The organism is Mesorhizobium sp. M1A.F.Ca.IN.022.07.1.1, from assembly GCF_003997575.1.
Classification (GTDB): domain Bacteria; phylum Pseudomonadota; class Alphaproteobacteria; order Rhizobiales; family Rhizobiaceae; genus Mesorhizobium.
Map to the genome: position 1 here is coordinate 1 of NZ_RZST01000089.1, position 17,840 is coordinate 17,840.

19 protein-coding genes and 1 pseudogene are annotated in these 17,840 nt (G+C 63.0%); 9 read left to right on the plus strand and 11 right to left on the minus strand.

What is annotated here, in order from left to right; translation table 11 throughout:
• From EOA75_RS12770 to petA, 4 genes and pseudogenes are all read right to left on the minus strand, one after another.
• Nucleotides 1-207, minus strand: a pseudogene (locus EOA75_RS12770) (phosphatase PAP2 family protein); the annotation flags it as partial.
• 139 nt (nt 208-346) lie between these two features.
• On the minus strand, nt 347-1,204 hold the full coding sequence (locus EOA75_RS12775) for a cytochrome c1 (protein WP_067326549.1): 858 nt from the start codon (nt 1,202-1,204) through the stop codon (nt 347-349).
• A 19-nt stretch (nt 1,205-1,223) separates the two neighbouring features.
• Nucleotides 1,224-2,528: a cytochrome b N-terminal domain-containing protein gene (locus EOA75_RS12780; RefSeq protein WP_066994345.1), complete on the minus strand. Its 1,305-nt coding sequence runs from the start codon at nt 2,526-2,528 to the stop codon at nt 1,224-1,226.
• Nucleotides 2,529-2,545: 17 nt separating this feature from the next.
• Entirely contained in the window at nt 2,546-3,106 is a 561-nt protein-coding gene (petA, locus tag EOA75_RS12785) for a ubiquinol-cytochrome c reductase iron-sulfur subunit (RefSeq protein WP_066994342.1), read from the minus strand.
• 313 nt (nt 3,107-3,419) lie between these two features.
• On the opposite strand from petA, the gene EOA75_RS12790 reads away from it, so the two are divergent.
• Both EOA75_RS12790 and EOA75_RS12795 read left to right on the plus strand, forming a co-directional pair.
• On the plus strand, nt 3,420-3,764 hold the full coding sequence (locus EOA75_RS12790; RefSeq protein ID WP_127216747.1) for a cupin domain-containing protein: 345 nt from the start codon (nt 3,420-3,422) through the stop codon (nt 3,762-3,764).
• A gap of 91 nt (nt 3,765-3,855) precedes the next feature.
• Nucleotides 3,856-4,710: an alpha/beta hydrolase gene (locus tag EOA75_RS12795; protein ID WP_127324372.1), complete on the plus strand. Its 855-nt coding sequence runs from the start codon at nt 3,856-3,858 to the stop codon at nt 4,708-4,710.
• Here the strand turns inward: EOA75_RS12795 and EOA75_RS12800 are convergent.
• From EOA75_RS12800 to EOA75_RS12820, 5 genes are all read right to left on the minus strand, one after another.
• A complete protein-coding gene (locus tag EOA75_RS12800; RefSeq protein ID WP_127216745.1) occupies nt 4,707-5,018 on the minus strand; it encodes a DUF6665 family protein in 312 nt (103 codons plus the stop codon). The two genes, EOA75_RS12795 and EOA75_RS12800, sit on opposite strands and share 4 nt — an antisense overlap.
• A gap of 10 nt (nt 5,019-5,028) precedes the next feature.
• Complete coding sequence (locus EOA75_RS12805) at nt 5,029-6,912, minus strand: ABC transporter ATP-binding protein (RefSeq protein WP_127324373.1); 1,884 nt, start codon at nt 6,910-6,912, stop codon at nt 5,029-5,031.
• The gene (locus tag EOA75_RS12810) at nt 6,909-8,801 is read right to left on the minus strand and encodes an ABC transporter ATP-binding protein (RefSeq protein WP_127324374.1); all 1,893 of its coding nucleotides are present in this window, start codon (nt 8,799-8,801) and stop codon (nt 6,909-6,911) included. Before EOA75_RS12810 ends, EOA75_RS12805 begins: the two co-directional genes overlap by 4 nt.
• 129 nt (nt 8,802-8,930) lie before the next feature.
• Nucleotides 8,931-10,811, minus strand: coding sequence for an ABC transporter ATP-binding protein (locus tag EOA75_RS12815; RefSeq protein WP_127324375.1), 1,881 nt, complete (start codon nt 10,809-10,811; stop codon nt 8,931-8,933).
• A gap of 25 nt (nt 10,812-10,836) precedes the next feature.
• Nucleotides 10,837-11,232 (minus strand): hypothetical protein, encoded by a 396-nt coding sequence (locus EOA75_RS12820; RefSeq protein ID WP_127324376.1) that lies wholly within the window; start codon nt 11,230-11,232, stop codon nt 10,837-10,839.
• A 482-nt stretch (nt 11,233-11,714) separates the two neighbouring features.
• Between EOA75_RS12820 and EOA75_RS12825 the strand changes: the two genes are divergently transcribed.
• A complete protein-coding gene (locus EOA75_RS12825) occupies nt 11,715-12,173 on the plus strand; it encodes a tRNA (cytidine(34)-2'-O)-methyltransferase (RefSeq protein WP_127324377.1) in 459 nt (152 codons plus the stop codon).
• 145 nt (nt 12,174-12,318) lie between these two features.
• Nucleotides 12,319-12,762 carry a redox-sensitive transcriptional activator SoxR gene (gene soxR, locus EOA75_RS12830; protein ID WP_127324378.1) on the plus strand — a complete coding sequence of 148 codons (444 nt, stop codon included), beginning with the start codon at nt 12,319-12,321 and terminating at the stop codon, nt 12,760-12,762.
• A gap of 7 nt (nt 12,763-12,769) precedes the next feature.
• On the opposite strand, the gene EOA75_RS12835 is transcribed toward soxR, so the two are convergent.
• On the minus strand, nt 12,770-13,027 hold the full coding sequence (locus EOA75_RS12835; protein WP_095801678.1) for a hypothetical protein: 258 nt from the start codon (nt 13,025-13,027) through the stop codon (nt 12,770-12,772).
• Nucleotides 13,028-13,145: 118 nt separating this feature from the next.
• On the opposite strand from EOA75_RS12835, the gene hemF reads away from it, so the two are divergent.
• The 5 genes from hemF (at nt 13,146) to EOA75_RS34510 (ending at nt 16,979) form a co-directional block, all read left to right on the plus strand.
• Nucleotides 13,146-14,060 carry an oxygen-dependent coproporphyrinogen oxidase gene (hemF, locus tag EOA75_RS12840; protein ID WP_095801834.1) on the plus strand — a complete coding sequence of 305 codons (915 nt, stop codon included), beginning with the start codon at nt 13,146-13,148 and terminating at the stop codon, nt 14,058-14,060.
• Nucleotides 14,061-14,110: 50 nt separating this feature from the next.
• The gene (locus tag EOA75_RS35000) at nt 14,111-14,563 is read left to right on the plus strand and encodes a DUF1344 domain-containing protein (protein ID WP_245433115.1); all 453 of its coding nucleotides are present in this window, start codon (nt 14,111-14,113) and stop codon (nt 14,561-14,563) included.
• Between the two features lie 315 nt (nt 14,564-14,878).
• Nucleotides 14,879-15,064 (plus strand): DUF1059 domain-containing protein, encoded by a 186-nt coding sequence (locus EOA75_RS12850; protein ID WP_066994310.1) that lies wholly within the window; start codon nt 14,879-14,881, stop codon nt 15,062-15,064.
• Between the two features lie 267 nt (nt 15,065-15,331).
• Nucleotides 15,332-15,910 (plus strand): hypothetical protein, encoded by a 579-nt coding sequence (locus EOA75_RS12855; RefSeq protein WP_066994307.1) that lies wholly within the window; start codon nt 15,332-15,334, stop codon nt 15,908-15,910.
• 88 nt (nt 15,911-15,998) lie between these two features.
• On the plus strand, nt 15,999-16,979 hold the full coding sequence (locus EOA75_RS34510; protein WP_095801679.1) for a S8/S53 family peptidase: 981 nt from the start codon (nt 15,999-16,001) through the stop codon (nt 16,977-16,979).
• A gap of 24 nt (nt 16,980-17,003) precedes the next feature.
• Here the strand turns inward: EOA75_RS34510 and EOA75_RS12865 are convergent.
• Nucleotides 17,004-17,840: CCA tRNA nucleotidyltransferase (locus tag EOA75_RS12865; protein WP_164747366.1), on the minus strand; the 837-nt coding region annotated here is incomplete at its 5' end.

A 17,840-nucleotide genomic window follows, 5' to 3' on the forward strand; every position in this document is an offset into this window, starting at 1 on the left:
CATTTCGGGCGTGCGCGTCACTTGCAGGGTCAGCACCTCGCCGAGTTCTGCCTTGGTCTCGGCCGAATCATTGGCCGGCGGCGGCGGCAGGATCATCGTCAGGTCGATGTCCTTGTTGGTGACGAAGGGCTGGGCGTCCTCGGCGCGGACTGCCGAGGAGGCGACAAGAAGCAGCACCACGGCTGCAAGCGGCGCAAATCTTTTCATGAGGACGATCCTTTGAGGTGAGCCAACGCAGGATCGCGATGCGCAATGACAGCCATGTGACACGGCCGGATCAAAGCGGTCCCGAAATTGAAAAGGGCGCCTTTGCGGCGCCCCTCGAAAGTGTCGGACCGATCGCGGCTCAGTGCGCCACTTCGGCCCACACCTTGCGCTTGGTCAGGTAGACCAGCGCGCCGAACAGCAGCAGGAACACCAGGACGCGGAAGCCGGTCTTCTTGCGCTCTTCGAGATGCGGCTCGGCGGCCCACATCAGGAACGCCGACACGTCGCGCGAATACTGGTCGACCGTCTGCGGCGAGCCGTCGTCATAGGTCACCTGGCCGTCCGAAAGCGGCTTCGGCATCTTCAGCGACACGCCGGACAGGAAGTATGGATTGTAGTGCGTGCCTTCGGGGATCACCATGCCGGCCGGCGGCGTCTGGTCGTAGCCGGTGAGCAGCGAGTGGATGTAGTCCGGGCCGCCCTGAGCATACTGGGTGAAAATGTCGAAGATGAAACGCGGAAAGCCGCGCTCGACGCCGCGCGCCTTGGCGAGCAGCGACATGTCGGGCGGAGCGGCGCCGCCATTGGCGGAGGCGGCGGCCTGTTCGTTCGGGAACGGCGACGGGAAGTGATCCGACGGCTTGCCCGGGCGGTCGAACATGTCGCCGGCATCGTTCGGGCCGTCATGGATGGTGTACTCGGCGGCAAGCGTCTTGACCTGCGCTTCCGAATAGCCGAGGCCCTCCAGCGTGCGGAACGCCACCAGGTTCATCGAGTGGCAGGCCGAGCAGACTTCCTTGTAGACCTTCAGGCCGCGCTGCAGCTGGGCCTTGTCGTAGGTGCCGAACGGCCCGGCGAAGCTCCAGCTCATTTCCTTCGGTTCGTTGATCGGGAAATGCGTCGGGGCCGCCGCGTTGTGTTCCTCTTCGGCTGCGATGGCAGCGGTGCCCGCGACCACCAGGCCAAGCAGCGCCAGCGAGGTGAGAATCTTCTTCATGCCAAATCCCCTCAGATTCTCAGCCCTTGGTTTCCGGCGCGCTGACCGCGCCTGCCGGATGCCCGCCGGCTCCCTTGTTCTTCTTTTCCAGCACCGCCTCGGTGATCGAGTTCGGCAGCCGCCGCGGTGTCTCGATCAGGCCGAGCACCGGCATGACGACCAGGAAGAAGGCGAAGTAGAACAGCGTCGCCATCTGCGCCATGAACACGTAAGAGCCTTCCGCCGGCTGCGAGCCCAGCCACCCGAGCAGGATGGCGTCGGCCACGAACAGCCAGAAGAACAGTTTGTACCAGGGCCGGTAGACCGCCGAGCGCACCTTGGAGGTGTCGAGCCACGGCACCAGGAACAGCATGGCGATGGCGCCGAACATGCACAGCACGCCGCCGAGCTTGGAGTTGATCGGCCCGATGTTGAAGGTGATGGCGCGCAGGATCGCGTAGAACGGCAGGAAATACCATTCCGGAACGATGTGGGCCGGGGTCTTCAGCGGATTGGCGACCGTGTAGTTGTCCGGATGGCCGAGGTAGTTCGGCAGGTAGAAGACGAAATAGGCGAAGAAGAACAGGAACACGATCATGCCGAACGCGTCCTTGATGGTCGCATAGGGCGTGAAGGCGACGGTGTCGGTCTTCGACTTGACCTCGATGCCGGTCGGGTTCGACTGGCCGACGACATGCAGCGCCCAGACGTGCAGCACGACGACGCCGGCGATCATGAACGGCAACAGGTAATGCAGGGCGAAGAAGCGGTTCAGCGTCGGATTGTCGACGGCGAAGCCGCCGAGCAGCAGTTCCTGGATCCAGTTGCCGACCAGCGGGATGGCGCTGAAGAAGCCGGTGATGACGGTGGCGCCCCAGAAGCTCATCTGTCCCCATGGCAGCACATAGCCCATGAAGCCGGTCGCCATCATCAGGAGGTAGATGATGCAGCCGAGGATCCAGAGCAGCTCGCGCGGCGCCTTGTAGGAGCCGTAGAACAGCCCGCGGAAGATGTGGATGTAGACGGCCACGAAGAAGAACGAGGCGCCGTTGGAATGGAGATAGCGCAACAGCCATCCCGAATTCACGTCGCGCATGATCTTCTCGACCGAATCGAAGGCGAGTGTGGTGTCGGACGTGTAGTGCATGGCCAGCACGATGCCGGTGAGGATCTGCGATACCAGCATGATCGACAGGATGCCGCCGAACGTCCACATGTAGTTGAGGTTGCGCGGCACCGGATAGGCAATGAAGCTGTCATAGACAAGCCGGGGAAGCGGCATACGGGCGTCGAACCAGCGTCCGAGACCCGTCTTCGGTGTGTAGGTGGAGTGTCCCTCGCTCATCGAAATATCCCCCTGCCTCAACCGATAAGGATCTTGGTATCGGAAATGAATTTAAACACCGGGATCGCCATGTTCTCCGGCGCCGGGCCTTTGCGGATGCGGCCGGCGGTATCGTACACCGAGCCGTGGCACGGGCAGAACCAGCCGCCGAAATCGCCTTCCTGGCCGAGCGGGATGCAGCCGAGATGGGTGCAGACCTGCACCATGACCATCCAGGCTTCCTTGCCGGGCGTGGTGCGGTTGGCGTCGGTCGCCGGCGCATCGGCCGGCAAGTTGGCATTGCGGGCGATCGGATCCTTGAGATCGTTGAGGCTAACCGCCGCGCCGTCCTTCATTTCCTTGTCGGTGCGGTTGCGCACCACGACCGGCTTGCCGCGCCACTTGACGACCAGCGAGCTGCCGGGCTGCAGCGAGGAGACATCGACCTCGACAGAAGCCAGCGCCAGCGTCGAGGCATCCGGCTGCATCTGGTCGATGAACGGCCAGGCGACGGCCCCGGCGCCGACCACGCCGGCCATGCCGGTGGCGATGTAGAGAAAATCGCGACGGTTGGGATCGTGGATGTCGGTTGCGCTCACGGGTGCCTGATCCTTTCGCCTCTTTCCGTGCCGGCGGCCGAGCCTTGTCCCCGCTCAATCGCGCCGGCCCGACAGCGCATGGCGAACAGGCTAGCGAATTCCTCCGGCATTTGGAGGTTCGGTTTATGCGTGAAGCCCGTTTTTGTCCAGACGCGTGGAGGCACAAGGGCACATTGTCGCGGGCACATGCCGCGGCCCGCGCAACGGCTTGATGATCGGGCCGCCGAACAGCGCTAAATAGCGCTAACTTCAGCGGTAAATCGGAACTCCGCTTGCCTCGACAGCAACCGCCGGCCCGGTCTATTGTCGAGCCATGGCGCATGTCATCGACCGCGACAAATGGGCGAGCACGCCCGACCGTTGGCAAGGTGAGCTGCAATGCGGCGCATTTGGCTCCAACTCCTGCCTGATCTTCAATTATCAGCCCGAGATCGGCGGCGGCCCGCGTCTGCATAAGCATCCTTACGCGGAGATCTTCGTCATCCGTTCCGGCACCGGCCTGTTCACGGTCGGCGATCGGCAGATAACGGCCACCGCAGGCCAAATTCTGATCGTGCCGGCCGAGACGCCGCACAAATTCACCAATCTCGGCCCCGGTCCGCTCGAGACCACCGACATCCACGAGAACGGCAGCTTCATCACCGAATGGCTGGAGTGATGCGGCTTATTCGAGAGACAGGCCCTGTCCGCGGACCGATTCCCGCCTAGTTCTGTCGGTCGGAGCGATCGGACAGGTGAAGGCCGGGCGGATGGAAACTTCCAGCATCGAGGTTGAAGGACTGACCATTGCGATCCGCGAAGCCGGACCACGGGATGCGCCCGGCCTCGTGCTGCTCCACGGCTGGCCTCAAAGTTCCCATGCCTTCGAGAACGTGATCGGTCGGCTGGCCACCGATCAGCGCGTGATCGCGCCGGACCTGCCGGGTATAGGCGGCTCGCAAGGCACGCGCAAAACCGGTGAGAAAGCCCATCTGGCCAGGGTGATAGCGGCCTTGATTGACGCCTGCGGCCTGCGACAGGTCATAGTGGCCGGCCATGATGTCGGCGGCCAGATCGTCTTCGCGCTTTTGCGCAACCATCCGGAAATCCTCTCCGCCGCTGCGATCATGGATGTTGTCGTTCCGGGCGTGGCGCCGTGGGACAAGGTCATCCGCAATCCAAACCTCTGGCATTTCGCCTTTCACGCGGTTCCTGCTCTCCCGGAACTGCTGGTTGGGGGTCACGAGCGCGCCTATTTCGACTTCTTCTTCGACACCCTTTCGAAGGAGAAATCCGCCATCCCGGCCGAAGCAAGAGACATCTACGCCAAGGCCTATTCGCGGCCGGAAAGCCTCAAGGCGGGCTTCGACTGGTACCGCGCCTTTTCCGAGGACGCCAAGGCCAATGCCGTTCCGCCGGCAAGCCCGATCGATACGCCGGTGCTCTGCCTCAGGGGCGCTGCCGAGACCGGCGAGATCACCGATTACCTCAATGGCTTGAAGGCCGCCGGCCTCTCCAATGTCGAGGGCGACATCATCCCCGATAGCGGGCACTTCGTCGCCGATGAGAATCCCGGAGCGCTCGCCTGGCGCCTGGCGCGCTTTCGGAAGGAAGTCAGCGCTTAGCTGGCGCCGAGCCTGGCCAGCACCGCCCGCGGGATGTCGTATTCGCGGATCACGGCGTCATGCTTGCGCAGCCCGCAGAGTTCGCGCTGGATGAAATAGGCGTGGACGGCTTCTGCCGCTTCTTTCAGCAGCCGATTGCGATCCCCGCCTTCCCCATTTTCGCGCAGCTTCGCCAAGGCCTCGTCGACGCGCTGGCCGGCGCGACCGAGGGCGGCCGCCTTTTCAGCGAGTATTTCGTGGCCGAGCAGATCGAGAGCGCTTTCCTGCGCTCCTGACCGTCCGAAATTGCTGGGCATTCTGACCGACATGGCTGCGTTTCTACTCCGCCGGGCGCGTCTCTTCCAGCGCGCTTTCCTCATTGAAGAGGAAGCCGCCGGACTGCCGTTTCCAGAGCCGCGCATAAAGGCCGTCCAGCGCCACCAGCTCATCATGCGTGCCTTCTTCGACGATGCGGCCGCCGTCGAGCACGACCAGCCGGTCGAGCGCTGCGATGGTGGAAAGCCGGTGGGCGATGGCTATGACGGTCTTGTTCTCCATCAGCCTTGCCAGGTTTTCCTGGATCGCCGCCTCGATGTCGGAATCGAGTGCCGAGGTCGCCTCGTCTAGGATGAGGATCGGCGCATCCTTGAGGAAGAGGCGGGCGATCGCCACACGCTGGCGCTGGCCGCCGGAGAGCTTGACGCCGCGCTCGCCGACATAGGCTTCGTAGCCAAGGCGCTCGCGATTGTCGCGCAGCCCCATGATGAAGTCATGCGCCTCGGCTTTGCGCGCCGCGGCGATCACCTCAGCGTCGGTAGCGTCCGGCATGCCGAGCTTGATGTTGTCGCGCAGCGAGCGGTGGAACAGCGCCGTGTCCTGGCTGACCACGCCGATATTGGCGCGCAGCGAATTCTGCGTCACACGGGCGATATCCTGGCCGTCGATCAGGATCCTGCCGCCCTCGAGGTCGTAGAGGCGCAGGATGAGATTGGCCAGCGTCGTCTTGCCGGCGCCGGACGGACCGACAAGCCCGACCTTCTCGCCTGGACGCACGACGAGGTCGATGCCCTCGAGGACCCCTGCCCCTTTCCCGTAGTGGAAGGTGACGTCCTTGAGGTCGATGCGGCCACCCGCAACCACCAGCTCCTTGGCATCCGGGGCGTCGGTCAGGCCGAGCGACTGCGAGATCAGCGCCTTGGAATTTTCCAGCACGCCGAGATTCCTGAGGATACTGTTGAGCTGCATCATCAGCCGTCCCAGCAGCATGTTGAGCCTCAGCACAAGCGAGAGCGTGAAGGCGACGGCGCCGACGGTGATCGAGCCTTCCACCCACAGATAGACTGCAAAGGCGGCGATCGCCGTGATCATGATGCCGGAAAGCGTCGTCAGCGCCACGCGCACGCCGGTCAGCCGCCGCGTGAAGGGCCGCAGCGCATCGAGATAGATGTCGAAGCCGTTGCGGATGTAGCGGTCGTCGCCGTCGGCCGCGAACAGCTTCAGCGTCTGCACATTGGAATAGGAATCGACGAAGCGGCCGGTGATCATCGAGCCGGCCTCGGCGGTCGCCTCGGCATGCTTGCGGATTGCCGGCAAATGGAGCCTGGCCAGCCAGCCGAAGGCGACGATCCAGATCACCACCAGCGCCGCCAGCCTGAGGTCGAGGCCGGCGACCAGCGCCAGCGTCGTCACCGTGTAGACGATCATGAACCAGACGACTTCGATGAAGCTTTCCATGAGGTCGCCAGTGGCCTGCCCCGCCTGCCAGACCTTCGTGGCGATACGCCCGGCGAAGTCGTTTTGGAAGAAGGCGTAGGACTGGCGCGAGACATGCCGGTGCGCCTGCCAGCGCACCAGGCTGTAGAAGCCCGGCGTGATCGTCTGCTCGTCGACCAGCGCCGAACGGCCGACCACCAGCGTGCGGATGATCAGCACCACCGCGCCCATGAACAGCAGCTCTGGCCCGGCGGCGGCCCACAGCGCGTGCCAGCTGCGTTCGCCGGGAAGCTGGTCGAGGATATCGACCAGCCGTCCGACGAAATAGAACAGCCCGGCCTCGACCAGCGGCGCGATGCCGCCGATGATCAGCATGGCGAAGAAAGCGAGCTTCGCTTGCCCGACATAGTGCCAGAGGAAGCCGCCGACGCTGGCAGGCGGACGAAGATTCGCCGGCTCGCGGAACGGGTAGACCCAGCTTTCGAACCAGCGATAGACGGCCTTCATCATTCCGCGGCTTCACCTTTCGTCGGCAGATCGTCGGCCGCCTGCTTTTCCTCGAGCAGGAAGCCGCCCGACTGGCGCCGCCAGAGTTGGGCATAGAGCCCGCCTTTGGCGATCAACGCTTCATGCGAGCCGTCCTCGACGATGCGGCCCTTGTCCATGACGACGAGCCGATCCATTGCCGCGATGGTCGACAGACGGTGGGCGATGGCGATGACCGTCTTGCCCTGCATGAGCTTGTAGAGGTTCTCCTGGATAGCGGCCTCCACCTCCGAATCGAGCGCAGACGTAGCTTCGTCGAGAATGAGGATCGGCGCGTCCTTCAGCATAACGCGGGCAATGGCGATGCGTTGCCGCTGGCCGCCGGACAGCTTCACGCCGCGCTCGCCGACGAGCGCCTCATAGCCGCTTTGTCCATGCGGATCGGTCAGTCCCGCGATCACATCGTCGATCTGCGCGGCCTTGGCGGCGCTGAACATCGCCTCGTCGCTGGCGGACTGGCGTCCATATTTGAGGTTCTCGCGGACGGATCGATGCAAGAGCGACGTATCCTGATTGACGAAGCCGATCGCCGCGCGAACGCTTTCCTGCGAGACGTTGCGGATGTCCTGTCCGTCGATCAGCACCTTGCCGTCCTGCACGTCGAACAGCCGCAGCACGAGATTGACCAGCGTCGACTTGCCGGCCCCGGAACGGCCGATCAGGCCGACCCGCTCGCCCGGCGCGATCTTCAGCGACAGATTGTCGATGACGCCGCCTTTGCCGTCCTTGCGCCAATAGTTGAAGTTCACCTGCTCGAACTCGATGCCGCCGGCTTTGACCACGAGGGCCGGCGCGTCCGGCTGGTCCTGCATTGTGATGGGGCGCGCGATCGTCGTCATCGAATTGCTGGCGACGCCGATCTGCCGGAAGACGTTGGCGCCGACATCGAGGATCCTGCCGGAAATGTTGGCGATCTGCAGCGCGAACGGTTTCGCCGTCGCCACGGCCGCCGTGGTCATGGCGCCGGCGTTCCAGCCGGCCAGCGCCAGCCAGCTTATGGCGATAAGCAGCGCAGCGTTGAGGACGAACAGGGCCGACCACATCAGTGTGAAAACGCGCATCAGCTGGTAAAACGTGTCGGCGTGCTCGACGACGGCTTGCGAGACATATTTGTCTTCGTGCTCGCCGGTCGAGAATGTCTTGAGCGTTAGGATGTTCGTGTAGCTGTCGACCATGCGGCCGCTCACCTGCGACCACCGCTCCGACAGTTGGGACGAGCGCTGGGTGATCCTCGGCATCGCAAACCAGAAGATCATGCAATAGAACACCAGCCAGGCCGCCACCACAGCCAGAAGAAGCGGGTCGAGCCGCGCCAGCACAACAATGGCGACCGCGACGAAGACCAGCGCGTACCAGACGGCATCGACGGTGAGATTGACGCTCATCTCCACCGAGTCGCCGCTTTGCATGACCTTCGTTCCGATGCGGCCGGCGAAGTCGTTCTGGAAGAATGACCAGTCCTGACGCACGACATGCCAATGGCTTTGCCAGCGGATGAGGTCGATGAGGTTCGGCGCGATGGCGTGGTTGCGGATGAGCGCGTCGATAACCATGGACAGCGGACGCAGCAGCACGACCATCGCCATCATGACGAGCAGCGGCCCATGCGCGGCGAAGAAATCGCCCGGCCTGGTGTTGGAGAGCAGGCCCACGATCAGGCCGACGAAAATCGGCAGCATCGCGTCCACTATTGCCGCGACGGCAACGATGATCATGCGCAGCCAATAGGCGGCGCGAAACTGTCTTATGAAATACCAGTAGAACCGCCAAAGTCCCATTGGCGGCTGCCTGTCTTCGGCCAGCGCCACCGGCGAATAGTGGCTTTCGAACCAGGTGAAGATGCGGTCGAACATTTTTCTCTCGTAGATGCCGGAACCCCGCCGGCACCCGATTTGGTCGCCGGCAGGCCTCTGACAGGTCGTGGTTACGCCCGGGAGCGATTCCCCGCAATTGCCGTAACCTTGATGCCAATCGCGATCGCGTTACTCCGCCGCCATCTCGGAGTGAGACCCTTTGGCATCGGACTCAGCCGGCGCATCATCGAGGAGGAACCCACCCGACTGGCGCTGCCAGAGCTGGGCATAAAGGCCGCCCTTGGTGACAAGCTCCTCATGCGAGCCTTCCTCGATGATGCGGCCCTTGTCCATGACGACGAGCCTGTCCATCGCCGCGATGGTCGACAGCCGATGCGCGATGGCGATCACGGTCTTGCCTTGCATAAGCTTGTAGAGGTTCTCCTGGATCGCCGCCTCGGCTTCCGAATCGAGCGCCGACGTCGCCTCGTCGAGGATGAGGATCGGCGCGTCCTTCAGCATGACGCGGGCAATGGCGATGCGCTGCCGCTGGCCGCCGGACAATTTGACGCCTCGGTCGCCGACATAGGCATCGAATCCCTTCCGGCCGTTATGGTCCGAAAGCGCTCCGATGAAATCGAGCGCCTCCGCCCGCCGCGCCGCCTCGATCAGCATCTCGTCGGTCGCGTCAGGCCGCCCGTAGAGGATATTCTCCCGCACCGACCGGTGCAGCAGCGAGGTGTCCTGCGTCACCATGCCGATCTGCGCGCGCAACGAATCCTGCGTTACCCCAGCGATCTCCTGGCCATCGATGAGGATCCTGCCGCTTTCCAGGTCGTAAAAACGCAGCAGCAGGTTGACCAGCGTCGACTTGCCGGCGCCGGAGCGGCCGACGATGCCGACCTTTTCGCCCGGTTTCACAGTGAGCGACAGGTTCTCGATGACGCCCTTCTGCTTGCCGTAGTGGAAGCGGATCTCCTCGAAACGGATCTCGCCCTGACTGACGGCGATGTCGCTGGCGCCCGGGCGGTCCTCGACCAGCCGCGGCAGCGAGATCGACTGGATGCCGTCTTGCACCGTGCCGATATTCTCGAACAGGCTCGACATCTCCCACATGATCCACTGCGACATGCCCCACATCCTGAGCACCAGGCCGATGACCACGGCGACCGCGCCGATCGTCACCGCCTCGCCCAGCCATAGCCACAGCGAGATCGCCGTCACGGAAAACAGAAGCAGCGAATTCAGGATGTAGAGCATCCCGTATAACTGCGTCACCAGCCGCATCGAGCGGTAGACGGTATCGAGGAAGCTCGCCATGCCCTCCCTGGCGAAAGTTGCCTCGCGGCGGGCATGCGAAAACAGCTTCACCGTCTGGATGTTGGTGTAGCTGTCGACGACGCGGCCGGTCATGGTCGAGCGCGCATTGGCCTGCTCCTCGCCGACCTTGCCGAGCTTCGGGATGAAAAAGCGCAAGAGCCCGATATAGCCGACCAGCCATACACCCAAGGGCACTGCCAGTCGCAAGTCTGCCGAGCCGACGATGAACAGCATGCTGAGGAAGTAGACGACGACATAGTTTAGGACATCGATCAGCTTGATGACGCATTCGCGCACGGCAAGAGCGGTCTGCATCAGCTTGGTGGCGATACGGCCGGCAAACTCGTCCTGATAGAAGGCCATCGACTGCTTGAGCAGGTAGCGATGCACCTGCCAGCGTATGCGCATGGGATAATTGCCCATCAGCGTCTGCTGGTTGAGCAGCGAATGCAGCCATACCGTGCCGGGCAGCGCGAACAGCACGATGAAAGCCATGCCGGCGAGTTTCCAGCTTTCCGTCTCAAGGAAGGATTCGCGGTTCTGCGCCGACAGCCAGTCGACGATGCGGCCCATGAAACCGAACATCCACGCTTCGGCAAGGGCTATCGCTGCCACCAGCACGGCATCGACGAGGATATAGGGCCAGGCCCCGCGCGTGTAATGCACGCAGAAGGCGACCAGCGTCTTCGGCGGCTCGACCGGCTCCGCGGCGGGAAACGGATCGAGCCTCTTCTCAAACCAGCGGAACATTCGAGGCACTCGACGATTTGTGCGCTCACGCGGCGCGGGGTTGATTGGTAAGGCCGTTCGGCCGCACGGCGCCGCGGGCCGGCGATACGGAATTGTCCGTATCGCCGGCCCTGCTTCGCGCAATATAAGGTGTCGCGGTCTTTTCGCCGACAGGCTTGCCAGAGGATCCTGACGACAAGCTGTCGCCAGCCCTGGTTTTACCCGGCCGGACCATGCGGATGATCCGGCGCACCAGCGAGGGTCGACCGGGATCGGGCACCGCGCGCGAGAAGTCGACGTCCGGCAGCATGCCGCGATGCGGACGCCGGCGCGTCTCGGCGTGCACCGCCGACGAGTAAGTCTCGCCGATCAGCAGCGCCCAGGTCGCCACCTTGCGCTCATGCAAGCTTCTTGAACCCGGTATTTTAAAGGGATCGAACATCGGTCCGTCCTCCATGTGCAAATGCGTTAAAAAGGGTGATGCGAGCTCGACCTCCGGCATTCGGCCGGAGGGACGCGACGCAGTCAGGACATGACGGCAAGCGTCAGTCCCGACATGACGGCCAGCGTCGGTGTCGACACGTTCAGGCGGGGCGCGGCGCCGCTTTGGCAGTTTGAGAAACATCGCAAGATTCCTTCGAAGGCCGAAAACTGGGTTCGGCGGGAATCGGTGCGATGAGGTCTTAAAGTGTCAGAAGAATCGTCGTACCGAAACCGCCGTTGGGCATACGTGGGCCCCAAAGAGGAGCTGCCCGGAGAAGGGCTGGAAGTGCATGGTCATCATGTGGTCCCTCTCCTTCGGTTCGGGTTGACGATGATGGGCGTATACTCGACTTCGCAGAAAATGGCCACCCGCCAGTCTAGAAATCGCCAAAAGCCGGAGCCGCCTGTGGCCGTTCTGCCACTTATTAGAAGGATGCGGAAATGAACGACCGTCTCCGCATCGGGCTCTACCAACCGGATATCGCCGGCAATACCGGGACGATCCTGCGCTTCGCCGCCTGCCTTGATCTTGGCGTCGACATCATCGAGCCGGCCGGTTTCCCGCTCTCCGATCGGGCGCTGAAACGCGCCGGCATGGACTATCTCGAAATGGCGGCGCTTACCCGCCATGCCGACTGGCACGCCTTCGAGGAATGGCGCCGAACGAACGCGCGCCGCCTTGTGCTGCTCACCACCAAGGCCGAGACCGCCTACACGCGGTTTGCTTTCGCCGCCGGCGACGTCCTTCTGTTCGGCCGCGAATCCGCCGGCGTGCCGGAAGAGGTTCATCAGGCGGCGGATGCGCGACTGACCATTCCGATGCGCCCGGGCGCCCGCAGCATCAATGTCGCGCTGTCCGTCGCGATGGTCGCGGGCGAAGCGGTCCGCCAACTCGGATAGGCTGCTCAAGCCCTGCTCGTCGCGAACGCCTCCCACTTGCGGCGTCAGTCTCACCCAGGCGCACATCGCCTTCTCCTCAATTTGCCTTGTCAGGCTTTCCTCGCTACAAGCTCAACCTAACTTGAGGTCAAGCGGAAAGTGCGAGATGGCTCCGGTGAAGGAATTGACGGTCGGTCAGGTGGCGATGCGCAGTGGCGTCGCGGTCTCGGCGCTCCATTTTTACGAAGCGCGCGGGCTGATCCGCAGCCATCGCACCGCGGGTAACCAACGGCGCTACGGCCGCGACGTGCTGCGACGGGTGGCGATCATCCGCGTCGCCCAGGAGGTCGGCATAACGCTCGCCGAAATCGCCGCCGCATTCCAATCTCTGCCCGAGGGCCGCACCCCGACGCGCGAGGATTGGAATCTGCTTTCAACGGGTTGGCGCGACGGCCTCGATCATAAGATCGCCCAATTGAAGAAGCTGCGCGACGGACTGACCGACTGCATCGGCTGCGGTTGCATGTCGATCGACAAATGCCCGCTTCGGAACAAGGAGGACCGACTGGCCAGAGAGGGAACTGGAGCGAGACGGCTACTGGTGCCCTGAGGATTTTTCAATCTGCCGCCGGCAGCCGTCGCATGGTGAATTCGATGACGTCGCCCGGGCGCTCGAACCAGCTTTCGATCTCGGTCCAATAGGCCTGCTTGGGAAAGCGCTCGAACCATTCCTTGGCCTTGAGGCGCGCGGCTGGCCGCGGCAGCACGAAAGTCTCGCGCAAGAATCCGTCGCGCGGCATTCTTTCGCGCTCGGCCCGTGAGCGCTCCAGCCTCTTCCTCAAGCCATCCAGCGGCGGTCTTGCCGGGGTGCGCACGAGCAAACTCCTTGCACCTTGGTCAGACAGGACTTGACCCTTGCCCTTAAGAGATTAGGGATTGCGCGCAGAAAAAACGAGTCATTTGTCGGGCAAGCAGCCTGGATTGGAGACGGAATTGGAACGACCCGACATTGCGGTGGGCCTGCCTGACGACATCGAGCAGAAGAAGATGAAGGCCCGCCTCTGGTTCGAAGCGCTGCGCGAGCGCATCTGCGCCGCCTTCGAGCAGATCGAGCAGGAACTCACTGGACCGCAATCGGCATGGTCGCCCGGGCATTTCGAGCAGACGCCGTGGGAGCGCGACGACGGCAAAGGTGGCGGCGGCACCATGTCGATGATGCGCGGCCGCGTCTTCGAGAAGGTCGGCGTGCATACCTCGACCGTCCACGGCGAATTCTCTCCCGAATTCCGCAAGCAGATCCCGGGCGCCGACGAGGATCCGCGCTTCTGGGCGAGCGGCGTTTCGCTGATCGCGCACCCCTGGAACCCCAACGTTCCGGCCGTGCATATGAACACACGCATGGTCGTGACCACCCGCCACTGGTTTGGCGGCGGCGCCGACCTGACGCCGGTGCTCGACCGCCGCCGTACCCAGGACGATCCCGACACGATCGCCTTCCACCGCGCCATGCAGTTCGCCTGCGAGAAGAACGCCGGGGTGGCCGACTATCCGAAATTCAAGGCGTGGTGCGACGAGTACTTCTTCCTGCCGCACCGCAACGAGGCGCGCGGAGTCGGCGGCATCTTTTTCGACTGGCTGCATTCCGATGAGGGCAAGGGCGGCTGGGACGCCGATTTCAATTTCGTCCAGGATGTCGGCCGCTCTTTCCTCGTCGTCTATTCCCATCTGGTGCGTGGCAATTTCAACCAGAACTGGACCGACGGCGACCGCGAGGAACAGCTCGTCCGGCGCGGCCGTTACGTCGAATTCAATTTGCTTCACGATCGCGGCACCATCTTCGGCCTGAAAACCGGCGGCAATGTCGCCTCGATCCTCTCCAGCCTGCCGCCCGAGGTAAAGTGGCCGTAAAAATCCGGTGAGCGGAAGGCCAGCCGCATTGCTGTCCCATTCGCCGAATTTTGACCGGCAATGTGGCAGGGGCGATTTCTTTTTCGTCTAATATCCTTTTGAAAAAATTGATCTATTTAACGTGCCGGGTCGGGAAGCGCCGGCGGCTCGTCACTGCTACGAGCCGCGACCCGACGCGTCCGGACGGCCCTGATCGAGCGGAGTGCCTTCCCAATGGTGCCCGCATCCCAGGAGAACATCCTATGCGCAAGCTTATTGTGACGGCGGCAACCGCCGCCTTTCTCGCCTCCGGTGGCGCCGCGTTCGCCGCGGTAAAGCACACCACGGGAACAGTGAAGAGCTTTGATGGAACGGCCATGAGCCTTGTTCTGGACAACGGATCGACCTTCACGCTGTCCAAGGCCTTCAAGGATCCGGGCATAAAGCCGGGCGAGAAGGTTCGCGTTTCCTGGGATATGAGCGGCAAGAACAAGATTGCCGAGGCTGTCAAAATCATGAAGTGACGGCCTGCACGGCCAGCAATTGCAGAAACGTTGAAGCGGTTTCCGCTGGAATTGCGTCAAAACAAAAAGACAGTGCGGTTCATCGTTTCACGGAAACCAGGTGGCAACGGGCGGAGCAGCAATGCTCCGCCTTTGATTTCGCGCGGAGACCGTGAAAAAACAATTCGCCACCGGCTCCAATGCAACCGAAGCCGGCGACATGTGTTATGGTTTTCCACCGGGGCAATTTCAGGAAAATGCGATGCGGCTTTCCATGCGGAATTGCATGACAACAAGGAGCGGAATCAGGGCTCCGGACCTAGGAAAGGAAAAACCATGAAGGAGTTCCAATGCGGGACACTCGTCCCGGGCTGCGATTGGCACACGCGCGCCGAGGAAGAAGCCGAGGTCATGCGCCGCGCCGTCGAGCACATGCGTGAAACCCATGGCGAAACCACCATCCGCGAGACCATGATCGAGGCGATCCGCTCGCGCATCCAAAAGGTCCGCGACGCGGCCTGAGGCATCGGGTCACCGTTTTCGGACGACCATTGGCAAAGCCGGCGAGTTGGATGCAGCATCCGGCGCATCTCGCTTTGTTTGCGTCTGATCGCTGGCAACGGCCTGGCTTCGCCGAATTCAAGCAAAAACTTATATTCGTACCGGCTTGGATAACCCCGCGGTAACGGTCTCCATGCGATCGTCGCGCATGATCCGGCGACCGCGGCTGCCCGAGGAGCCGTCCGCCACAAGGCGCGTCTGGATCCGGTGGGGCGAGGTGCTTCGCGCATGCGCGAAAGATCCAACAAACGAGATGGTTTCGGCGCAGCCGCACTGTTGCTGTGCCTAGTCGTTGGCGCCTCGCCGTCGATGGCCCAGGAAATGACCACGTCGCTCGTGAACATCCACCAGGGGTCATGGCTCAGCGACCGCGCCAGAGCTCTCGGCAATGGCGGCTATGAGCTGCAGGACGGGAGCTGGGTCTCATTCAATCGTTGGTACCACAGCGATTGGGTCGACATGCACGTCGACTTCATCACGCAACTTACCGAAGACAGCGGCTTTCTGTGGGGAGTGGGAACCGGGGAACAAGCCGAGAAGTACCGCATCGCGCCGAGCCTCAAGCTCGGTTTTCTCACCCAGACCCATCCGAGCCTCAACAGCACTCTCTCCCTTTCGGTTACCTCGACCTTCGGCGGCAACCTGAGCGAAAAGCCATGCGTGGCCGACTACGGGGATCTGGGCACCTACAGCGTCAACTGCCGGCTTGCGGCCGGGGAGACGGCGCCTGAGGACACGCTGAAATATCTGGTTAACGCTACGCCCGAAAGGCTGCGCCTGTGGCTCAACTACCGTGTTACTTTCTGATCGCCGGGATGCCGCGCATGAGAAACCTTCCTGCTCCCGAACTTCGCGATCGTCCGTCCTCGTTCCTGCTTTGACCGGGAGTAAGACCATGTCTGGTAATTTCTGGAAGCTCGGCATTGCCGCGGCACTGACCATTCTGCCGGCATGCCTGGCGTCGGCGCAGGAAGCTCTCGACGCGGACCAGTCGGCCGCGCTGTGCCACGGCGGCGGGTCCATATGCGTAAGCGCAAAGATACCGGTTGCGCGAACGACACAAGCGGTGCAGAGCTGGATGAGTCCCGATGTCGGCGCCGCGTGGGCGGCTGGCTATAAGGGCAAGGGCGTCACCATCACCATCGTCGACGACTTCAGCAGTTCATCGCGCTTCTCCGGCAATTTTGGCATCGGCACGCAATATCAGCGGCACGGAGAGTGGACGCGCGAGGAAGCAAGCATGATCGCTCCTGCGGCGACCATCCGCTCCAAGGACTTCTCGACGGGTTCGGCCGTCCCGCTGGCAAGTGGCCGCAACGTTCTCAACCTCAGCTACGGCATGTACGCGAACGCGGGTTACAGCGTGAACCAGATCCGCTGGGCCCCGGAGGAGCAATCGATCATCTCCTACGCCAGCAAGGGATCGGCCATCGTCTCGAAAGCGGCTGGCAACGATTCGGTTGCGGTCGGCGGCGTCACCAGCGGACAGCAGGATTATCTCGATCTCGCTCTGATCGGCAAACCGACGGCGATCTTTGTTGGCGCGCTGTCCACAAACGGCACGGCGTCAAACAAGGCTCAGCTTGCCTGGTATTCCAATTACGCCGGCTCCGACCCGACCGTGCAGAGCCATTTCCTGGTGGTCGGCGTCGAAGGCGACAAGACCGGCCTTTACGGCACATCGTTCGCAGCGCCTATCATCTCCGGATATGCCGCAATCATCGGCAGCAAATTCACCAAGGCGACCCCGGTTCAGATCACCAACGACCTGCTCAACACGGCTCGCACCGACACGCTGGTCAACTACAACCCCTCAGTCTACGGCAAGGGCGAGGCAAGCCTTTCGCGCGCCCTGGCCCCGGTGGCGATACGCTGAGCGGCGCCACGATGTAGGACTGATCTAAGCCTCGAGTGCCTGCGCGGCGCGTTTGAGCAGCGCGCCGCGATCCATGGCGAATGCTGAATCCACCCATTCCCTTTCGAGATTCTTCAGCGTGGCGCCAAGCTTCGGGCCGGGCGCGGCGCCGAGTTCGGTCAGGTCGGCCCCCTTGATCGGAAAGCTCGGCTTTTGCCATTTCAAGGCGAAGCCGAGCAGGCGCGAGAAACCGCCGGCTTCCATCATCGCCTGATCGTCCTCGATGGCCCGTGTCCGCGCGGCGGCGAGCGCGAGCCGCAGCCGATCGACGAAGCCTTCGCGGTCGCCGAAATAGAGCTTTTTCGACAATTCCGTCTCGGTCGTCTTGGGTTCAGTCGGAACCGTCAGTGCCCAGTGTCGCAGGCGCTCCCCCTCGTCGGTCGAAAATCTCAGCCTTTCGGCAAGCGTCTTCATGCGCGCGGCATCCGGCGGAACGACGGCCTCCAGCCTGAGCAGCGGATCGGCATCCCAGCCGAGATCCTTTTCGGTCCTGACCAGCCCGTGGATGGCGTCGATGCCCCATTTCTCGCTCTCCGGCAGCACGGCGGTGAGGACACCGGCCTGGCGCATCCACAGCAGGGCACGCGATGGGTCGGGCGCCGAAAGCAGCTTCTTCAGTTCGGACCACACGCGTTCGGCTGACAGCCTGCCGAGCCCGTCCTTCAGCCTGGCGCAGGCCTTCAAGCCCTCGGCGTCCGGCCGGCCGTCGCCATACCAGGCGAAGAAGCGGAAGAAGCGCAGGATACGCAGATAATCCTCGCGGATGCGCGCTTCCGGATCGCCGATGCAGCGCAGCCGCCGCACCTCGATATCGGCGACGCC